Genomic DNA, 18,794 nt, shown 5'->3' on the forward strand with positions numbered 1-18,794 from the left:
AATTATTGCAGCCTGAAAACTTTTTTATTTCAATTCAGCCGTTATGCGTTGCAATTGTTTAAATGAATACAACGAACGGTTTTCCGCGCGTTGCGTTATCCATTTCGTGGCTTGCTCAGGATTTTTGCGGTGCAACACGCTGAGCTGTTTCGCTTCCGCATTGGCTTGCGCGATAAATGGCTGCTCAATGCGGTTCACGGTTTTACGCAACGGCTCTTTCAGGCTGCTTTCATTTGCCAACAAGCGTTCCAATAAGCGGCTCGTTACCCAATAATAAGACTGTGCGTTGAAGGTTTTATCAGCCACTTGATACGGCGCGGCAGTTTGCTCAATGTTGCTATAAAACGGCAAATACGGTGAAACCAACGGACTGCCCACGCTCAACCACATCACGGCGGGCACGTCTTTTGGCATACCTTTTTTCACTTGGAAAATATGTGCTTCCATCGTGTTTTTATTGCCAATCGGATACAACGCATTTGCGGCTTTCGGGTCTTTTTTGTTTGCCCAATCATCGGGAATGTATTGCGTGTTTTCAAAGCGGTCGCGCTGCAATGCCATCACATCTTGCAGACTGATTTTTTTGCTGGTGGTGTGAAAAAATGGCGTTTCTGTGCTTTGCTGATTCACAGTGGCTTGCGGATTGAGTCGTTTCACACCAGCCCAATAGCGCGATTTCACGCTGTCTTTCATTGGCGCAGCATACGAATCCGCCACGCGAATTTTGTCGCCCGACAATTTTAATGTGCCTGCTTTTTGCGCTACTTCAACCAATTTCGGCGAAGCAATCACATTTTGCTTGTCGCTCACGTCCACTTCGCCCAAAAGCATGCCATTTGGGAAAACGATGAATTTATTTTCAGGCAGCAACACTGCGGCGTATTGATGCCCCGACACAATTTCCATGTACCACGTTTCGTCTTGGTCGGCGATGATTAAGCTGTTGGCTTCGCCTGCACCTTTTTCGTCAATCACACGCGCCAAAAGTTCCACGCCTTCTCGCGCGGTTTTTACGTGGGGCAAAGCCACAGTTGTCATAATGCTTTCGGTGATGCCTGTTTTCACAAGTGGGTCGATTTTCAACACAGCATCATTGGCATACACGCTGACGGTTGCGTCCATCATCACGCCAAATTCGTTTGTGCCTGCTTCATGATACAAGCCGTCTTTCGGGGTTACGTCAGGCAGCGCGGTATAGCGATAGCTGTGGCTGGGCAGATTGAACGTGAAGCCTGTGGATTCATCTTTTAAGACTGCCCCTGCTGCGTTGTCGTGCGCTGGGAATACGATAAACGTTTTGTTGTGGTCGGTTTCTAAGTCTTCCGTGCGCCCGAAAATGGTTGAGCCGTCTTTGGTGAGTTGTTTGCCAACGTAAACGCCTGTGCATGCCCAAGCGGAACTGGTTGCCAGTAATGCGCTGGTGATGAGCCATACGGTTTTTTTGGTGATGAAAGCCATTTTATCGTCCTTGTTTACAATAATTAACCATTATATGTGGGAAATTCACATAGCTGCAATAATAATTAAAATTAATAATGAAGAATTGCAAGTAATAAAAAATAACAAAAGATAGGTTATGTAAACCTCTGTATTATGCCGCGCTTGGTTTCAGGCAGCCTGAAACTTTTTTACAACATTTATTTAAGGAAGCAATATGTCTATTAAGCAAGAGTTTAAAGATTTTATTATGCGTGGTAACGTAATTGATTTGGCAGTCGGTATGGTTGTGGGTACTGCGTTTTCAGGTATCGTAAAGTCTTTGGTTGATGATGTGATTATGCCACCAATCGGTATTATTTTAGGTGGTATCGATTTCTCAAACTTATTCTTGACTTTGAAACAAGGTAAAACGGCTGGCGCGGAATATGTTACTTTGGCAGCTGCTAAGGCAGATGGTGCGGTAACGATGAATGTGGGTTCATTTATCAACACCGTTATCAGTTTTTTGATTGTAGCCAGCGCGATTTTTGTGGTGGTAAAAGCGTTGAACAGCTTGAAAAAAGCGCCTGCTCCTGTGGAAGAAGTTCCTGCAGAGCCTACTCCAAGTGAAGAAATTTTGTTGTTGCGCGAAATTCGTGATTCTTTGAAAAAATAATTGAGTGGGTTGTGATTTGTCGCAGCCTGAAAAAAGGGGTTAATGATTTGTTCATTAACCCTTTTTGTTTTATGGCATTAACATGCCACCATTTACATGCAGTGTTTGACCTGTGATATAGCTGGCTTGGTCTGAAGCCAAGAATAATACGGCGTTGGCAATATCTTGCGCTTCGCCAAATTTACCCAGCGCGGTTTGTGCTTCAAAGGTTTTGCGTGTTTCTTCAGGCAGCACACGTGTCATGTCGGTGTCAATGAAACCTGGGGCAACACAGTTTACGGTAATGCCTCTGCTGCCGACTTCACGCGCCAATGATTTGCTGAAACCTTGCAGTGCAGCTTTAGCAGCAGAATAATTGGTTTGCCCTGCGTTGCCCATTGTGCCGACTACGGAAGTGATGGTAATGATGCGACCTGCGCGTTGTTTCATCATGCCGCGCATAACAGATTTGCTGGCACGGAATACGGACTTCAGATTGATATCCATGATTTCGTCCCACTCTTCTTCTTTCATGCGCATGAGCAGATTGTCGCGCGTGATGCCTGCATTGTTTACTAGAATGTCTAGTTTGCCGAACTCTTTTTCAATACTGGCAATCAGTTCTTCAATGCTGCCTGAAACGGCTGCATTCAATACGCGACCTGTGCCTTGATATTGTGTTAGGCGTTCTGTGATGGCTGCTGCGCCATTTTCGCTGGTGGCTGTGCCAATCACGGTTGCGCCTGCTTGGGCGAGTGTGTCGGCAATAGCTGCACCGATACCGCGTGATGCGCCTGTTACTAGGGCGATTTTGCCTGTTAGGTTTTGGGGGTTCATATAACTCTCCTTGTGTTAAAAATTTTCAGGCTGTCTGAAATTATCTGGGCAATTCTATTTTATGGTGTGGCTCAATATTCAGAATATAACGAATCCAGTTGCCAAAACTGTATTTTTCATAAATTTCAGGGGCTAATTCGTGATACGGAGCTGCGAGAAATTCGTCTATGCCGTCAAAAGTTTTTCCGTCCCACACAAATATATTATTTGGGTGATAGAAATCGTATTTCACAATATCTGCATGTGTCGTAATTAGCTTTTTGCGATAACCTAATGCTTCAAATGGGCGGAATGATAAACCATTGTGGATATCATTTTTGAAATCTAATAATATTTTTGCTTTTTTTACTAATTCTAAGTTCTCTGAAAAAGTGGATGATTCTTTTTCTAGATTTATATTTTGATTTTGGCAAAGTGTTTGTATTTTCTTAAATTGTGTGGAATTAGCACATACAAGCGTAAAGTGATAGGTTAAAGATTTATCACGAATATAATCTATGAAGCTAATGATGGCAGGCGTTCTTTCTGTGATATGTGAACCTAAAAAGTAAAAATCGTATTCTATTTTGTTATGTAAAGGAAATGGATGATCAAAATAGAAATTGGTCGCGGGTAATAATTGAGTCGGGTGATTAATAATATCTGTTGGGTCGAATGCATAGATTTTATTTATAAATCCTAATTTATCCCATATATTAGGGTAACGATTCATTCCATCCCACTGATAGTTATATACACCATATAGGCTATTTTCCTGTGCTTTTTTTAGAACATCATTATGAAATAAGTCTCCTCGAATAAACAGAGCGTAGTCAAAAGTAATATTATGTTCAAAAGCAGATAGGCAGTGATTGCGATTAATTTTGGTTAATAGTTTATCTTTTGCAAATTTGTCACATAAAATAACTTGACGAAATTTAGTCTTAATATGTTCCCATTTATTTGGATAATGAAACTGGATAGTATTAGATAAAATAAGTGTTACTTCAAATTGTTGGAGTAGCAAATTCTCTAATAATATTTCGTATATTTTATTATGATTTGGCATTCCTAAAAGAATATGTGGTTTTCTCATGCTATTTCTCTTTTAATTTGAAGAGGAAGTGGTCTAGAAGGCACGACCAACCCAATTTTAAACGAGTAATACCCTTTTATTTCGGGTGTTGCAGGGTGGTAGGGTAGGGTTAAAAATGTACTTAAATCGTCTATATTTTGACCATTCCAAATAAAAATATTAGGTGGTGTCCTGAAAAGTGTGCTGTAAAAAATAAGCAATAAAAAAGCAGCGAAAACAGAGTATTATTGAATGTGTGAAAATACAAATAACTCTGAAATGTCCTCGCTGCCAAGGACAAAATATAAAGAAAAATGGCTACTCTGGCAATCGTAAACAAAAGTATTTTTGTAAAGATTGCTGCCGTAATTTTATTGGCGACCATAACCTTACCTATAAGGGTTGTCATTCCAAAGCTGATGAACAGGTTTGGAGAATGACCGTTAGAGGTTGTGGCATTCGCGATATTGCAGCAATTACGGGTTACAGCAAAGACAAAGTTCAGGCTGCCTTAAAACGCCATGAGTTTGAGCCATTTCCTAAACAAAAACATTACTCTACACTTGAAATAGACGAGTTTTGGACATTTGTCGGTAACAAGTCTAATAAAGTATGGCTAGTCTATGCCTATCACAGAGAAAGTGGCGAAATTGTCGCTTACGTTTGGGGTAAGCGCGATTTAGCAACAGCGCGAGCACTCAAACGGCGTTTGAAAGAGTTGCGTGTAACCTATGACAGAATGGCGACAGACGACTGGGCTGCATTTTTAAATGTCTTTTCAAATGAAGAATGGCATCTAGTTGGTAAGCAACACACCGTTGGCATTGAGGGTAATAACTGTCGTTTACGGCACAAAGTAAGGCGAGCGTTTAGAAAAACGTGTTGCTTTTCTAAAAGTATGTTTTATCACAAGAAAGTTTTTGATTTGGCTTTCTTTGATATTCATTTTGGCATTGTTTAGTTTTACAGCACACTTTTCAGGACACCACCTCTTTTTGTAATCAAGATATGACGTTATAGCCCATTTGTCGCAAATTTTTTTCAATGCAAACATCAAGTTCTTAAAGAAAGGGTGTAGCGAGAATAACAGTGGGTTGGTTCATTATTTATTCGACTCAATAAAAGCAGTCACAGTTTCTTGAGAAATCAAAGCCGTACAAACCGCTTCTTTTTCAATGCGCTTAGCCAAACCAGCCAACACTTTACCTGGTCCACATTCGGCAGATTGAGTAACGCCTTCGCGTACCAATAATTGCACAGTTTCCGTCCAACGAACAGGGCTATACAACTGACGCACCAAAGCATCTTTAATCGCCGCTGCATCTGCATGACTTTGCACATCTGCATTGTGAATCACACGGATTTCAGGCTGCGTGAACTCAATCTCTTGCAAGGCAACCGCTAATTTTTCCGCCGCAGATTTCATTAAACGACAGTGCGAAGGCACGGACACAGGCAACGGCAACGCACGTTTTGCGCCTGCTTCTTTTGCTGCTGTCATCGCACGTTCCACCGCAGCCGCGTTGCCCGCAATCACGATTTGACCGATTGAGTTGAAGTTTACCGCTTCGCACACTTCACCTTGCTCCGCGTCCGCACACACTTGGCGAACCACGTCATCGTCTAAGCCCAAAATCGCCGCCATTGCGCCCACGCCTTGTGGCACAGCCGCTTGCATTAATTCTGCTCGCAAACGTACCAATTTCACCGCGTCCGTAAATTTCAGGCTGCCTGAAGCCACCAAAGCAGAATATTCGCCCAAACTATGCCCAGCTACAACAGATGGTTTTTTGCCACCAGCCGCCAAATAAGCGCGATAAGTTGCTACGCCAGCCGCCAACATTAAAGGCTGTGTGTTCACGGTTTGACCGATGATTTCAGCGTCATCGCCATTCATCATCGCCCACAAATCTTGGTTCAGCACGGCAGACGCTTCGTCAAATATGGCTTTGACTTCGGCAACGCCGTCAAAACCGTTCATCATATTCAGGCTTTGCGAGCCTTGTCCTGGGAAGAAAAACGCGAAAGACATAAAAATTCCTTTGTTAAAAAATGCTACAATTATAGCAGTTCAAACTATTTTCAGGCAGCCTGAAAAAACACGAGAAAGAAACATGGCAAGATTAGTTAAATTACACCGCTCATATCGCCACCGCTTATTATTTGGCGTGATGGGTGGCGTTGCAGAATATTTGGGTTGGTCGCCCACTTTGGTTCGCATTTTCTTTATCATCATTTCCTGCGCCAGCGTTGCCGTGCCAGGGATGCTGATTTACTTAGTGCTTTGGGTGCTAATGCCTAATGCAACAGAAGATTCTTATCGCGATTGATTTTTCAGGCTGCCTGAAACCGTAAGGAATAAAACATGAAACCTAGCCAAATTTTGCAGCAACACCGCCAGCAAATTCACAGTATTATTTTGCAACACCGCGCTCAAAATCCGCGTGTTTTTGGTTCGGTTGCACAAGGCTTGGAGAACGAAAACAGCGATTTGGATATTTTAATTGAACCGCAAAAAGGCATGGCTTTGTTTGATTTGGGCGCAATTCGCAGCGAATTGATTGAATTGACGGGCATGGAAGTGGATATTCATACGCCGAAAAGTTTGCCTGATAGTTTTCGGGAAATTGTGTTGCGTGAGAGCTTAGTATTATGAAAAAATATTATAAATCTAGAAATAAAAATCCTAATGATAATTTTGTTAAGTTAATACAAAAAGCTATTATATTTTCATATGCATCAGATATAAAAGGGGATTTAATTTCAGAGCATAAGAGAATTATGACAGTTTCAAGTAGATTAAATATCAATCACAATAAACTTGATAGGGTTTGCATTCTAGATAAAGGAATAATTAATCCAGGTCAAGAGCTATATGCAAATGATGATGAAAACGCATTAGGCTTATTTATATACTAGTTTCTTAGGATTTGCACAAAGGGAATGCAAAAGGCGTTTACCTGTTCCATACGTAATGTATTTTGGGAGAATATCTCAAAATTGGAATCAAATATAGTTAATTAACAATAAAGTACAAGAAATTATGACAACCACCTACACCCTATTCACCACTTGCCCACGCGGTTTAGAACCCATCTTGGCGCAAGAATTACAACAACAAGGCTGCACCGACATCACCCCGACAGACGGCGGCGTATCGTGCAAAGGCACACTTGCCCACGTTTACCGTGTGAATTTGCATTCGCGCACCGCCAGCCGCGTGTTGCTGCAACTCACACGCGCCACCTATCGCGGCGAAGACGACATTTACAAAGCTGCCAAAAATCTGAAATGGCAAGACTGGTTCAGCGTCAATCAAACATTCCGCGTGAAAGTGGAAGGCAAACGCGCTAACGTTAAAAGCCTTGATTTTATTGCGCTAAAAATCAAAGACGGTGTATGCGACCGATTCCGCGACCATTGCGGCGAACGCCCAAGCATTGACAAAGCGCGCCCAAATGTCCGCATTCACGCCTTTTTGGACGACCGCAACGTGTCCATTTTCATTGACACAAGCGGCGAAGCCTTGTTCAAACGCGGCTACCGCCAAGGCACAGGCGAAGCCCCATTGCGCGAAAATTTGGCGGCAGGTTTGCTGTTGCTGGCTGGCTATGACGGCTCGCAGCCATTTCAAGACCCATTTTGCGGTAGTGGCACGATTGCGATTGAAGCAGCTTTGATTGCGCTGAACCGTGCGGCTGGATTAAATCGCCGTTTTGGTTTTGAGAATTTAGCGAATTTTGACAAAGCGTTATGGATTAAATTGAAAGCCGAAGCGCGTTCGCAAATCAAAGACAAACCGTTGGCAAAAATTAGCGCGTCAGACAACGACCGTTTTATGACACGCGCCGCCAAAGAAAACGCGCAAGCGGCAGAAGTAGATATGTTTATTGAAATCAACACACTAGACGCGCAAGACACGCGCCCGAATGGCGAAAATGGCGTGGTTGTGTCCAATCCACCGTATGGGGTGCGATTGGCAGAAGTGCAGGCGTTGCACGCGCTTTATCCGCAGCTCGGTTCGTGGTTGAAACAGCATTATGCTGGTTGGACGGCTGGTATGTTCACGGGCGATATGGAAATGCCGAAACTGATGCGTTTGAAACCGAAGCGTAAAATTCCATTATTTAACGGTAATTTAGATTGTCGTTTATTCTTGTTTGACATGGTTTCAGGCAGCAATCGCGATAAATAAGTTTTCAGGCTGCGATGGATATTCATCGCAGCCTGAAAACTTTTAACGGAATGGGTTTGTGAGAGACATGATGATGTAACCGCTTTGCATAAATAGCGTGAACAAAATACCGTATTCAAATTGTTCACGGCTGAAGATGTTGCTGCGTTCTTGATTGATTTTGCTGTGCAGGTGCAACATCAGCATTAGCGTGGCGGTGATGATGTACCATGCGCTTGGGTTAAGCATATAAAATTCAAGGAGTTTGGCAACCAGATAGCCACTCACGCCGTTTGGGTAAGTCGCCCATACCATTGCGATGAGCAGCAGATACACAATGTGCATGATGAGGCTAGACAGGGCAATCAGGCTTAACAGTTGGCTGCTGTTGAATTGCCATTTTTGGGGCGTATAGCGATGAAGTTGGTTGCACCAAAATATCAGGCTGCTGATAAAGATAAAGGCGTGCGTGATATTGAGTTGCAAGGGAGTGGTGAAGTGCAAAAAGGGCGGAAACTGGTAGGCAAGTAACACATATGCGCTAAGCCACAGCAATAAGCTGGTGATGAGCCAACTGAATTGGCGTGTGCGAAAGGACTCGATGATGAAAATAGTAGCAAATAATAATGACATGGGATTTATGACTGTGTGATAGGAAAGCAGCCTGAAAAAATTTCAGGCTGCTTTTATTGTGCAAAATTATTTTTTCTTGAATTTTAACAAGTAAGCAATCGCCAAAATGGTAAACCAAACTGGGGTGTAAAGCATGCCTTTGAGTGTGTCCGCATCGCGTGAGAATAAGCACAATGCGAAGAACAAGAACCCCAAACACACCCACGCCATCACTGCACCGCCTGGCATTTTGTAAGTGGATTTCGCGTGTTGTTCAGGCTGCGTTTTGTAGTATTTGATGTATGCCAGCAAAATCATGCTCCACACGAAAATGAAACCAATGCTGGAAATTGTGGTAACAATCGTGAAGACTTCCATGATATCGCCTTCTTGGTACGTCAAAACCAAACCTGCCAGCAACAATGCACAAGAGAACAATAGGGCAGGGGCTGGCACGCCGTTAATGTTCAGTTTGCCAAAGATTTTTGGTGCGGCTTGGTTTTGCGCCAAACCGTACAGCATGCGGCCTGTTGAGAACACACCACCGTTAGCTGAGGACATGGCTGAGCTGAGTACCACCAAGTTAATCAAGCTGGCAGCGATTGGCACACCAATCAGGGTAAACATGTTCACAAATGGGCTGACTTTGGGATTTACTTCGTCCCAAGGGGTAACCGTCATGATAATGGTCAAAGCCAACACGTAGAAAATCATAATGCGCACAGGAATGCGGTTAATGGCGGCTGGCAAGTTTTTGTAAGGGTCTTGTGTTTCTGCGGCGGCAGTACCCACCAATTCAATACCTAAAAAGGCAAACACGGCGATTTGGAACGCTGAGAAGAAACCGTCAATGCCATGCGGGAAAATACCGCCAGGGCGCGACCACAAGTGTGTGAATGACGCTTGAACGCCTGTTTTCGGATTAACAAAGCCTGTGAAGATTAAATACAAGCCTGCGAGTACCAAGCCCACAATCGCCAAAATTTTAACCAATGCGAACCAGAATTCCATTTCGCCGAATGATTTTACCGTCAGCATGTTCATCAGACCCATGAACAGAATGCAGACGAGACCTGGCAACCAAAGCGGTACATCAGCCCACCAGAATTGAACGTAGCCTGTAATGGCGACAATATCGGCAATCCCGATGACTACCCAGCAAAACCAGTAAGTCCAGCCGACAAAGAAACCTGCGCCTGGACCTAAAATATCGTAAGTGAAATCGGTGAACGATTTGTATTCTAAGTTTGAAAGCAACAGTTCGCCCATCGCTCGCATCACGAAAAACAGGAAAAAACCAATCAAAACGTAAGTTAATAAGACAGAAGGTCCAGCTAAACTAATTGTTTTACCTGAACCCATGAATAGACCTGTACCAATTGCGCCACCAATGGCGATAAGTTGCAAATGCCTATTTTTGAGATTGCGCTGCAATCCTTCTGATTGTTGTGGGCTGTTTTGCATAAAATACCTTTGCTGAAAAATTGAAAAAGAAAAGCACGGTTAAACCGTGTCTGCTAATTCATCAATATACCTGATATATATGAAATTCTGCAACAAAATATTTACCCATTTTTGCAAAAATTTCAGGCAGCCTGAAAAGATAAGGCAGCCTGAAAATTAAAATAAAATGCTATTTATTTGCAAAATACTTAGATTTAATTTCATCATATTTACCGTTCTCACGGATTTTCTTCAGTGAGCTATTGAGCAACGCAAGCGTTTGCGTGTCGCCTTTTCTCACGACTAAACCATAGTTTTCCACTGCAAAATCAGGAATGGTCAGTGTTTTGAAACCTTTGTTGCCATTGTTTTTAACGTAATGCTCAATCACTGCACTATCGCTAATCGACGTGTCCAGTCCGTCGCTTTCCACTTCTTTCATCAGCAACGGCACATTTTCAAAACGTGCGATTTTTTCACTGGTTGCGCCGAACAATTTTTGCGCGTTTTTCAGTTCGCCCAGCGAAGCGATGGTTTTATTTGGTGAAACCAAAACCACTTGCGTACCTGATAATACGGGTCGGAGAAATCCATAGTTTTTTTGCGGTCTTCAGTAATGGTTACTGTACCTGCCACAATGTCCGCATCGTCTGTGCTTAAGGCGGTAAATAAGCTATCCCATGGTTTGGTGCTGTATTCAATTTTGAAATTGCCAGCATCTGCTAAAGTGTACATCAAATCCACGTCAAAGCCTTGCACTTCTTGTTTTTCGTTGAGCGAATCAAACGGTGCAAATTGTGGATTGGTAACGACTTTTAAAACTTTGGGCGTGTTTGTGCCTGAAGCGGCGTTTTGAGAAGAGGATTGATTACCACAAGCTGCAAGCGCAAGTGTGGCAAAAGATACGGCTAACCATTTGTTGGTATTCATGATTGTTTCCTTATTTAATTTGAAGCAAAGTGATAGCTACAAACTTAAATCAAGAACCACAGCTATCCGAAAAAGATTTGGTTTTCAGGCTGCGTGAATATTTCAGGCAGCCTGAAAGAATTTATACCGAATTATTTGGCAAAATATTTCGCTTCAATTTCAGCGTATTTGCCGTTTTCACGGATTTTTTTCAACGAGTCGTTCAGCAACCTTAATGTTGCTTCATCATCTTTTCGGACAGCGATACCATAGTTTTCAACTGTGAAATCAGGCACTTCAAGCATTTTAAAATCAGTTTTATTATTGTTCTTGATGTAGTATGCAACCACTGCGCTGTCGCTAATGCCAGCGTCCACGCCGCCGTTTTCTACTTCTTTAATCATTACTGGTGCGCTGTCAAAACGTGCGATTTGTGAGCTAGTCGCGCCAAAGATTTTTTGTGCTGCAAAGTCGCCAGTATTGCCTGTTACCACGCCTACTTTTGACATTTTTTTCAGATCTTCAATAGAGTTCACGGTTTTGCTTGGAGGAACCATTACCACTTGTGTGATTTTGTAGTATGGCTCTGTGAAGTTTACGGTTGCTTTGCGTTCGTCTGTAATCGTAATTGCGGCAATTAACGCGTCCACGTCGCTATTTGCCAATGATGGGAACAAGCTATCCCAAGGTTTGTGGGAAAATTCCACTTGGAAACCACCTGCTTCGCCCATGGCACGCATCACGTCAATATCAAAACCTTGAACTTCTTTGGTTTCGGTTAATGATTCAAACGGGGCAAATTCCGCGTTTGTGCCAACGCGCAAAACTTTGCCTGCTGGTGCGGAAGCGGTTGCGTTATTGTTATTGGCTGGTGCAGAACCAGTTTGGGCTGCTGAGTTGCCACTGCTACCGCCACAAGCGCTTAGCACAGCACACGAGACAGCAAGTGCTAAATATTTCTTCAACTTCATAAAAGTCGTTCCTTTTCTAAAAAATAAAACAAAATATTTTCAGGCTGCCTGAAAATATTTTGACCTGTTTCGGAATTGAAACAGGTCAAATGATTGTAGCACCATTTTGTTAAAATGGGTTAAATTATTTTTTCAGGCTGCCTGAATATTAAAAAACTATCTTATATGGAAACTAGTGCCTTCTACACTCAATTTGCATGGTTTATACAAACCTAAATAAATGTCATTGCAGGCGTTGATTGCGTCGTTCTGTGCGCCGCCAAAAACATAGCTTTGTCGATTGCCTTTTGAATCATAAAAACCATCAGTAGATTGATAGTTTTTTTTGGAAGAAAAAGGGTTTGCCGTTTTTAGTTCATTGCAGGACGATTGTAACCACTATTGTTATAACCATTATTTTGCTGTTGTTGCGGCAAAATAATATTGTGATAAACACAAGCATTATAATTTGGGTCGATTGGATTACATGCCATTGCTGACTGACTCAGTCCACCAAACGCGCCAATAAACATCATGGCTGATAAGAAATTTCTTCATGGAATGGCTCCTGTTGGGTTAGAGAAGTTTTGATGTTAGCAAGATTTTTTGAACCGTGAAATATTTTTCAATATTTCAGGCAGCCTGAAAACTAACCCCGATTATTCGCTTTCAAATATTGCTGCACGGCGTTGGCAATAGCCACAGCTAATTTGCGGCGAAACTCTGCGGAATTGAGCTGCTTCTCTTCTTCGCGGTTTGACAAGAAACCGAGTTCAATCAGCGCAGACGGCACGTCAATCGAGCGCAATACAACAAAATCGCCTGTTTCCACCGTGCTTTTGCGCACTTTCGCGGTGCGTGAAATGTGGCGCAAGATTAAGTTGCCAAGACGTGTGCTATCGGCGTTGGTTTGCGCTTGCATCATGTCGGTCAAAATCGCGTCCACATCTTTATTGCCAACGCTGGGCAAGCCTGCCACTAAGTCCGCGCCGTTTTCGGATTGGGCGAGTTTGCGCGCGCGTTCGCTGTTGGCGCGACCCCACACGAAAACATCTGCGCCGCGTAAGTTGCTGACATCGGACGCGTTGGCGTGGATAGAAAGGAAGATGTCGGCGTTTACGCTGTGGGCATGTTGGCGGCGCGTGGTGAGCGGCACGAAGTTGTCAGCAATGCGTGTCATGTGGACGGCGTAACCTTTGCTTTCTAATTGGCGTTTGAGTTCTTGCGCGGTGGCGAGAACGATGGTTTTTTCTTTGCTGCCTGCTGCGCCTGTTGTGCCTGGGTCTTTGCCGCCATGTCCTGCGTCAATCATAATGATGGGGCGACGGGCTTTGCTGGTGTTGGCGGGTTTTGCGCTGGTGTTGGCTTGGTTGGCGGCGGTAAGTTCAAGCTGCAATTGATTTTTCAGGCTGCTTGCTTTGACTTTTACGGGGCGTTTTAAGTCGAACACGATGCGTAGGGTGTTTTCGTCTTTTTGACCAATTCGCACGTTGTTAATCCAGCTTTTGGCAGCCTGAATGTTCTTGCTGAGTGATTTGAGCGCGTTATTATTTTTGACGTTGTTTAAATCAATCACGAGTTGCGCGGGTTTGCTGTTGGTGAAGTGCTGATAGCTGGGGCGTTGCTCGGTTTCAATGATGATTTTGGCGCGATTGTTATCTGCGGTGATTTTGTTGGAGACAACGCTGTTTTCAGGCTGCTTTTTGGTGGCGGAAACGGCGGCTTTGGCAAACAGTGAACCTGCTGCTAGGGTAATTAGTTTGCGGCGGTTGAGTATGTTGTTTGCCATTGTGCAAGTTCCTTTTGGGCGTTTGGGGTTTGGGCGTGAATGATGCATTGTCGCCCGTTGTCTTGGTGGGTAAATTCGATGATGTAATCGGGGGCTGGGACGTAATCGCTGCCTTGTTGCGCCCATTCGATTAGGCAGAGGCTGTTGGGGGTGAGGTCGTCTAAACCTGCGTCTTCCCATTCTTCGGCGGTGGAGAAACGGTATAAATCGAAATGGTTGATGGTGATTTCAGGCAGCGTGTAGCTTTCTACAATGGCGTAGGTGGGGCTTTTGACTGTGCCTGTGTGTCCCATGCCGCGCAGTAAGCCGCGTGTGAAGGTGGTTTTGCCTGCGCCTAAATCACCGTTTAGGTAAACGATGGCGGGGGCGCGGAATAGGGCGGCGCATTGTCTGCCGAATTGAATGGTGGCGGTTTCGTCTGCGAGAAATTGGGTGTATGGCATGATGATTTTGCTGCGGAAAATTTTGGGGTGGGTATTATAGGTTATGGGACGGAGATTGTTAAGATTTGTTTTCAGGCTGCAATGTGGCATTGCGCTGCTATATTGCAGCCTGAAAAATGTCGGATTCAAGAATCCGACCTGCCATAAAGTTTTCAGGCTGCCTGAATATTCATTCGGCAGCCTGAAAACTTTATTTTCCTGATTTTGCTTCCATATCAAAAGATACTTTGCTTAATCCTGCTTCTCGTGCTGAATTGAGAACGTTGGCAACGTGTTCATAAGCCACGTTCTTATCAGCAGCAATTGCGATAATCGTATCAGGGTCTTGTTTGGCTATGGCTTCAAATTCTTTGCGAAGCGCATCTAAATCAACTGGTGTGGTTGAATTTGCACCTACAACGTATTGTCCTGAAATATTCACAGAGATTTGCATGGGCTTCACATTTTTCTTGGTGTCAGCTTGTCCTTGCTTGTTCGCAATTGGCAAATTCAAAGGTACAGAATGCGTCAGCACAGGCATGGTAATCATGAACACAATCAGCAACACCAACATCACATCTACTAAAGGCGTTACGTTGATTTCGCTCATTGGCGAATCGTCGCCGTCATCGTTAAAAGAACCAAAAGACATGGCTTATTCCTTATCTGCTTGTTTACCGTTGATTAACTGAACGTGCAAATCATGCGCGAAGTTGTGAATGGTGCGCGACAATTTTTTGTTGCTACGCATAAAGAAGTTGTATGCCAACACGGCTGGAATCGCCACAAACAGACCCACCGCAGTCGCTACCAATGCTTCGCCGATTGGACCTGATACTTCGGCAATGCTCATTTGACCGCTTTTGCTGATGTTAATCAAGGCGTGGTAAATCCCCCAAACCGTTCCCAACAAACCGATAAACGGTGCAGTTGAACCCACAGTTGCCAACACAATCATGCCACCGTCAAATTGGCTCAAGATTTTGCCTGTGCTGTGGCGCAATTCGCGTTCTAAATAGGCGTTGCGTGGCAAGCTAGCAGAAAGCATGTCTTGCTGTGTGGCATTGAAACGGCGATTGGCGTTTAAGCCGTCCAAAAACAATTCGCTGATGGGCGCCTCAATTTGTTTGGCTTGTTGCTCGGCAGCTTCTAAATCGGCTGAAGACCAAATGGCTTGTTTGGCCGTACGATTGGCTTTTTTGGTGCTGATTTGTTTCAGGCTGCGTAACAAGATAATTGTCCATGTGGCGATGCTCATGGCAATCAAACAAAGAAAAACGCCAATCAAAACTGGGTCGCCACTTTTAAATACTAATCCTAAATTCATGTGTTTACTTTCATTGATAAAGTTAAAGCAGTTTTCACGCTGCCTGAAAAATTATTCCGCGTCAGCAATGTTAAATTCAATGCTAATCGTGAAACGCGTTGGCACAAAATCGCCGTTTACTTTTTTCGGCGTGTAGCTTGCGCGACGAACGGCTGCTTTAGCGGCGTTATCCAGCGCGGTGCTACCGCTAGATTTGACCACGTTCACGCTCTTCACGCTTTTGTCTGGCGAAACCACGATTTCTAGTTTAACCGTGCCTTCTTCATTGTTTTCCAATGCGCGAGGAGGGTAGGCTGGGGGTGTCATGCGTTTCGCACCGCCATCAACGACGCTGTGATTCGCGTTCATGCCTGTGCCAGTGCCTGCATTGCCTTTACCGCTTGCGTTGCCTTCGCTGCCTTTGCCACCCGTTCCACCCGTGCCAGAGCCAGCAGTATTCACATTTTTGCTGTTACTGCTGCCGCTGCCTGAATTGATTGAGTTATTTGAGTTGGCAGACGTGTTTGAACCTGTGCTGCTGGTGTTTGTGTTTTCAGGTGCGGTTACTTTGCTTGGTTTGACAGGCTCAGTAACAGGTTTCGGTTTCTCAGCAGGCTTAGGTTGTTCTACAGGTTTAGGCGGCTCAACGGGTTTGGGTTTGGGCGGTTCAACCTTTTCAGGCTGCAGAGTATCCGCAGGCTTGTCATTGCGAACCACAGCTTGAACTTTTGGCTGCTCAACAGGTTTAGGTGGCTCTGGCGGCGTGATTTTTTTTGGCTTCACGACTTCAGGCTGCTTTTGCTGAACAGGTGGAGGAGGGGGCGGAGGCGCAGATTGTGCAGGTGCGCTTTCGGCTGCTGGTTCGCCACTATCGCCTAGTGAACCTAAGTCCACCATGGTTAGCGTGCCAGACTCGATAATATCGGCTGTTTTGGCAGCTTGCCACGATAAAGCGATTAAACCAGCATGCGCTAAAGCCACAACGGCAACAACGGCGGTTTTGAGTAAAGGTTTAGTTTTCATAACATATAATCATAATGCAAACCATTCTTGTTTGGCAAATGATTTGTGGTTTTACTACGCACGCAGCCTGAAAAGATAAAACTATGCTTTCAGGCTGCATTTCGCTATAATCGCCGTTTCATTTAACCTTGTTTTACAGGAGAAACAAATGGCAGACTTTAATCAAATTTTAGACGCTGGCGACGTAGATGGTGGCATCATCAACGTAGTGGTAGAAATCCCAGAAGGCAGCACGCACAAAATCGAATGGGACAGAAAAAACGCCGTGATGAAATTAGACCGCGTTGAGCCACAAGTGTTCGCAAAACCAACAAACTACGGCTTCATTCCACAAACTTTGGACGAAGATGGCGATGAATTGGACGCGTTGATTATCACTAAGCAACCGTTGCCAACAGGTATCTACATGGAAGCGCGCGTGATTGGCGTGATGAAATTTGTGGACGATGGCGAAGTGGACGATAAAGTAGTGGTTGTTCCTGCTGATGACCGCGATACAGGCAATGCGATTAAAACTTTGGCTGATTTGCCAGAGCAGTTGATTAAACAAATTGAATTCCACTTCAATCACTATAAAGATTTGAAAAAACCTAGTACAACTAAAGTGGAACACTGGGGCGATGTGGAAGAGGCAAAAGAAGTAATTCGTGAATCACAAGCACGTTGGAAAAACCAATAATCGTGCGTTTTCAGGCTGCTAGAATATTCAGGCAGCCTGAAAATCTTGTTAGTGCCGTAAAATGTTAGTTATTAAAACAAAGTGGAAGCCATGGATAATTTTAACCCCTCTCAAAGCGATGACAGCGAAGTTCGCAGCCTGAATTTACCACCGCATTCAATCGAAGCCGAGCAATCATTGTTGGGCGGTTTGATGCTGGAGAATGCCGCGTGGGATAAAGTGGCAGATTTGGTTGTAGAAACAGACTTTTATCGACACGAACACCGCCTTGTTTTTCGTGCAATTTCTAACTTAATCAACGAAAGCCGTCCTGCCGATGTGATTACCGTGCAGGATGAATTGAAGCTTCATGAACAATTAGAGCAAGCAGGTGGTTTTGATTATTTGGTTACATTGGCGCAGACGACCCCGTCTGCAGCCAATATTCGCCGTTATGCAGAAATTGTGCGTGAACGCTCGGTGGTGCGCCAATTAGCAGAGGTTGGAACAGAAATTGCTAGAAGTGCCTTTAATCCGCAAGGCAGAACGGCGGAGCAGTTGCTTGATGAAGCGGAAAGCAAGGTTTTCCAAATTGCAGAAAGCACTGAAAAATCAAAACAAGGTTTCTTGGAAATGCCTGATTTGTTGAGGCAAAATATTGAGCGTATTGATGCTTTGTATCAACGTGATAATCCTAGTGCGGTAACGGGTGTTTCAACAGGTTTTATCGATTTAGATAAGATGACTTCTGGTTTGCAGGCTGGCGATTTGATTATTGTGGCAGGTCGTCCGTCAATGGGTAAAACAGCATTTTCTATCAATATCGCAGAAAATATTGCAATTAACGATAAATTACCTGTTGCGGTGTTTTCCATGGAAATGGGTGCTGCTCAGTTGGTAATGCGTATGCTGAGTTCTGTTGGGCGGCTTGACCAAAGCGTTCTGAAAAATGGTAATTTGCAAGATGAGCACTGGGAACGCTTGAATGAAGCAGTGGCGAAATTATCTGATGCACCTGTGTTTGTTGATGAAACTCCTGGTTTAACCGCATTGGAATTGCGTGCTCGCGCTCGTCGATTGGCTCGCCGATTTGATGGTAAGTTGGGCTTGATTGTAATTGACTATTTGCAGTTGATGTCAGGTTCGGGTCGCAGTGATAACCGTGCTTCTGAATTGGGTGAGATTTCTCGTTCTCTTAAGGCGTTGGCGAAAGAATTGCAAGTGCCTGTGATTGCGTTGTCACAGTTGTCGCGTACGGTGGAACAGCGCACGGATAAGCGCCCGATGATGTCGGATTTGCGTGAATCGGGTGCGATTGAGCAGGACGCAGATTTGATTATGTTCATGTTCCGCGATGAGTATTACACAAAAGAACAAAGTCAATTTAAAGGATTGGCGGAATGTATTATCGGGAAGCACCGTAATGGCCCGACGGGTCGTGTGTTTCTCACTTTTATGGGGCAATTTACAAAATTTGAAAATGCTGCTTATATCCCAGAAAATGTGGCAGATTCTGATTAAAATTTAATAATAAATGAGTGGC

The 18,794-nt window shown here is 44.1% G+C and carries 21 protein-coding genes and 1 pseudogene; 8 read left to right on the forward strand and 14 right to left on the reverse strand.

Annotation, left to right across the window (positions count from 1 at the left end):
• Nucleotides 1-24: 24 nt before the first annotated feature.
• Nucleotides 25-1,458: a C69 family dipeptidase gene (locus tag QEO93_RS00825; protein ID WP_044250302.1), complete on the reverse strand. Its 1,434-nt coding sequence runs from the start codon at nucleotides 1,456-1,458 to the stop codon at nucleotides 25-27.
• A gap of 196 nt (nucleotides 1,459-1,654) precedes the next feature.
• On the opposite strand from QEO93_RS00825, the gene mscL reads away from it, so the two are divergent.
• Nucleotides 1,655-2,095 carry a large conductance mechanosensitive channel protein MscL gene (gene mscL, locus QEO93_RS00830; RefSeq protein ID WP_032137580.1) on the forward strand — a complete coding sequence of 147 codons (441 nt, stop codon included), beginning with the start codon at nucleotides 1,655-1,657 and terminating at the stop codon, nucleotides 2,093-2,095.
• Nucleotides 2,096-2,164: 69 nt separating this feature from the next.
• Here mscL and fabG read toward each other — a convergent pair whose 3' ends face one another.
• Nucleotides 2,165-2,911: a 3-oxoacyl-ACP reductase FabG gene (gene fabG / locus QEO93_RS00835; RefSeq protein ID WP_032137581.1), complete on the reverse strand. Its 747-nt coding sequence runs from the start codon at nucleotides 2,909-2,911 to the stop codon at nucleotides 2,165-2,167.
• A 40-nt stretch (nucleotides 2,912-2,951) separates the two neighbouring features.
• Nucleotides 2,952-3,986, reverse strand: coding sequence for a WaaS/CpsH family glycosyltransferase (locus QEO93_RS00840; RefSeq protein WP_032137582.1), 1,035 nt, complete (start codon nucleotides 3,984-3,986; stop codon nucleotides 2,952-2,954).
• Nucleotides 3,987-4,221: 235 nt separating this feature from the next.
• Here QEO93_RS00840 and QEO93_RS00845 point away from each other — a divergent pair, with 235 nt between their 5' ends.
• Nucleotides 4,222-4,926, forward strand: coding sequence for an IS1 family transposase (locus QEO93_RS00845; protein WP_284627564.1), 705 nt, complete (start codon nucleotides 4,222-4,224; stop codon nucleotides 4,924-4,926).
• Between the two features lie 141 nt (nucleotides 4,927-5,067).
• Here the strand turns inward: QEO93_RS00845 and fabD are convergent, their stop codons facing one another.
• Complete coding sequence (fabD, locus tag QEO93_RS00850; RefSeq protein ID WP_032137480.1) at nucleotides 5,068-5,997, reverse strand: ACP S-malonyltransferase; 930 nt, start codon at nucleotides 5,995-5,997, stop codon at nucleotides 5,068-5,070.
• Nucleotides 5,998-6,079: 82 nt separating this feature from the next.
• Between fabD and QEO93_RS00855 the strand changes: the two genes are divergently transcribed.
• From QEO93_RS00855 to QEO93_RS00870, 4 genes are all read left to right on the forward strand, one after another.
• Entirely contained in the window at nucleotides 6,080-6,295 is a 216-nt protein-coding gene (locus QEO93_RS00855) for a PspC domain-containing protein (RefSeq protein ID WP_085815474.1), read from the forward strand.
• A 35-nt stretch (nucleotides 6,296-6,330) separates the two neighbouring features.
• On the forward strand, nucleotides 6,331-6,621 hold the full coding sequence (locus tag QEO93_RS00860) for a nucleotidyltransferase family protein (RefSeq protein WP_032137478.1): 291 nt from the start codon (nucleotides 6,331-6,333) through the stop codon (nucleotides 6,619-6,621).
• Entirely contained in the window at nucleotides 6,618-6,884 is a 267-nt protein-coding gene (locus QEO93_RS00865; protein WP_032137477.1) for a hypothetical protein, read from the forward strand. The genes QEO93_RS00860 and QEO93_RS00865 overlap by 4 nt, the downstream gene beginning before the upstream one ends.
• 124 nt (nucleotides 6,885-7,008) lie before the next feature.
• Entirely contained in the window at nucleotides 7,009-8,160 is a 1,152-nt protein-coding gene (locus QEO93_RS00870; RefSeq protein WP_032137476.1) for a THUMP domain-containing class I SAM-dependent RNA methyltransferase, read from the forward strand.
• 42 nt (nucleotides 8,161-8,202) lie between these two features.
• Here QEO93_RS00870 and QEO93_RS00875 read toward each other — a convergent pair whose 3' ends face one another.
• The 10 genes and pseudogenes from QEO93_RS00875 to QEO93_RS00920 all read right to left on the reverse strand — a co-directional run bounded on the left by QEO93_RS00875 (nucleotide 8,203) and on the right by QEO93_RS00920 (nucleotide 16,593).
• A complete protein-coding gene (locus QEO93_RS00875) occupies nucleotides 8,203-8,772 on the reverse strand; it encodes a hypothetical protein (RefSeq protein WP_032137475.1) in 570 nt (189 codons plus the stop codon).
• 66 nt (nucleotides 8,773-8,838) lie between these two features.
• Nucleotides 8,839-10,215: an amino acid permease gene (locus QEO93_RS00880; RefSeq protein ID WP_032137474.1), complete on the reverse strand. Its 1,377-nt coding sequence runs from the start codon at nucleotides 10,213-10,215 to the stop codon at nucleotides 8,839-8,841.
• 169 nt (nucleotides 10,216-10,384) lie between these two features.
• A pseudogene (locus tag QEO93_RS00885) lies at nucleotides 10,385-11,124 on the reverse strand (transporter substrate-binding domain-containing protein).
• A 131-nt stretch (nucleotides 11,125-11,255) separates the two neighbouring features.
• A complete protein-coding gene (locus QEO93_RS00890) occupies nucleotides 11,256-12,074 on the reverse strand; it encodes a basic amino acid ABC transporter substrate-binding protein (RefSeq protein ID WP_032137473.1) in 819 nt (272 codons plus the stop codon).
• Between the two features lie 350 nt (nucleotides 12,075-12,424).
• A complete protein-coding gene (locus QEO93_RS00895) occupies nucleotides 12,425-12,589 on the reverse strand; it encodes a hypothetical protein (protein ID WP_167331714.1) in 165 nt (54 codons plus the stop codon).
• A gap of 113 nt (nucleotides 12,590-12,702) precedes the next feature.
• A complete protein-coding gene (locus tag QEO93_RS00900; protein WP_179184646.1) occupies nucleotides 12,703-13,842 on the reverse strand; it encodes an N-acetylmuramoyl-L-alanine amidase in 1,140 nt (379 codons plus the stop codon).
• Nucleotides 13,809-14,285, reverse strand: a complete 477-nt coding sequence (tsaE, locus tag QEO93_RS00905) for a tRNA (adenosine(37)-N6)-threonylcarbamoyltransferase complex ATPase subunit type 1 TsaE (RefSeq protein WP_032137487.1) — start codon at nucleotides 14,283-14,285, stop codon at nucleotides 13,809-13,811. Before tsaE ends, QEO93_RS00900 begins: the two co-directional genes overlap by 34 nt.
• A gap of 190 nt (nucleotides 14,286-14,475) precedes the next feature.
• A complete protein-coding gene (locus QEO93_RS00910) occupies nucleotides 14,476-14,916 on the reverse strand; it encodes an ExbD/TolR family protein (RefSeq protein ID WP_032137472.1) in 441 nt (146 codons plus the stop codon).
• A gap of 3 nt (nucleotides 14,917-14,919) precedes the next feature.
• On the reverse strand, nucleotides 14,920-15,591 hold the full coding sequence (locus QEO93_RS00915) for a MotA/TolQ/ExbB proton channel family protein (protein ID WP_032137471.1): 672 nt from the start codon (nucleotides 15,589-15,591) through the stop codon (nucleotides 14,920-14,922).
• A gap of 51 nt (nucleotides 15,592-15,642) precedes the next feature.
• On the reverse strand, nucleotides 15,643-16,593 hold the full coding sequence (locus QEO93_RS00920) for an energy transducer TonB (RefSeq protein WP_032137470.1): 951 nt from the start codon (nucleotides 16,591-16,593) through the stop codon (nucleotides 15,643-15,645).
• Between the two features lie 148 nt (nucleotides 16,594-16,741).
• Between QEO93_RS00920 and QEO93_RS00925 the strand changes: the two genes are divergently transcribed.
• Nucleotides 16,742-17,272 (forward strand): inorganic diphosphatase, encoded by a 531-nt coding sequence (locus tag QEO93_RS00925; RefSeq protein WP_032137469.1) that lies wholly within the window; start codon nucleotides 16,742-16,744, stop codon nucleotides 17,270-17,272.
• Nucleotides 17,273-17,362: 90 nt separating this feature from the next.
• Complete coding sequence (gene dnaB, locus QEO93_RS00930; protein WP_032137468.1) at nucleotides 17,363-18,772, forward strand: replicative DNA helicase; 1,410 nt, start codon at nucleotides 17,363-17,365, stop codon at nucleotides 18,770-18,772.
• The last annotated feature ends 22 nt before the right edge of the window (nucleotides 18,773-18,794 follow it).

Source organism: Kingella negevensis (genome assembly GCF_030177895.1).
GTDB classification, from domain to species: domain Bacteria; phylum Pseudomonadota; class Gammaproteobacteria; order Burkholderiales; family Neisseriaceae; genus Kingella_C; species Kingella_C negevensis.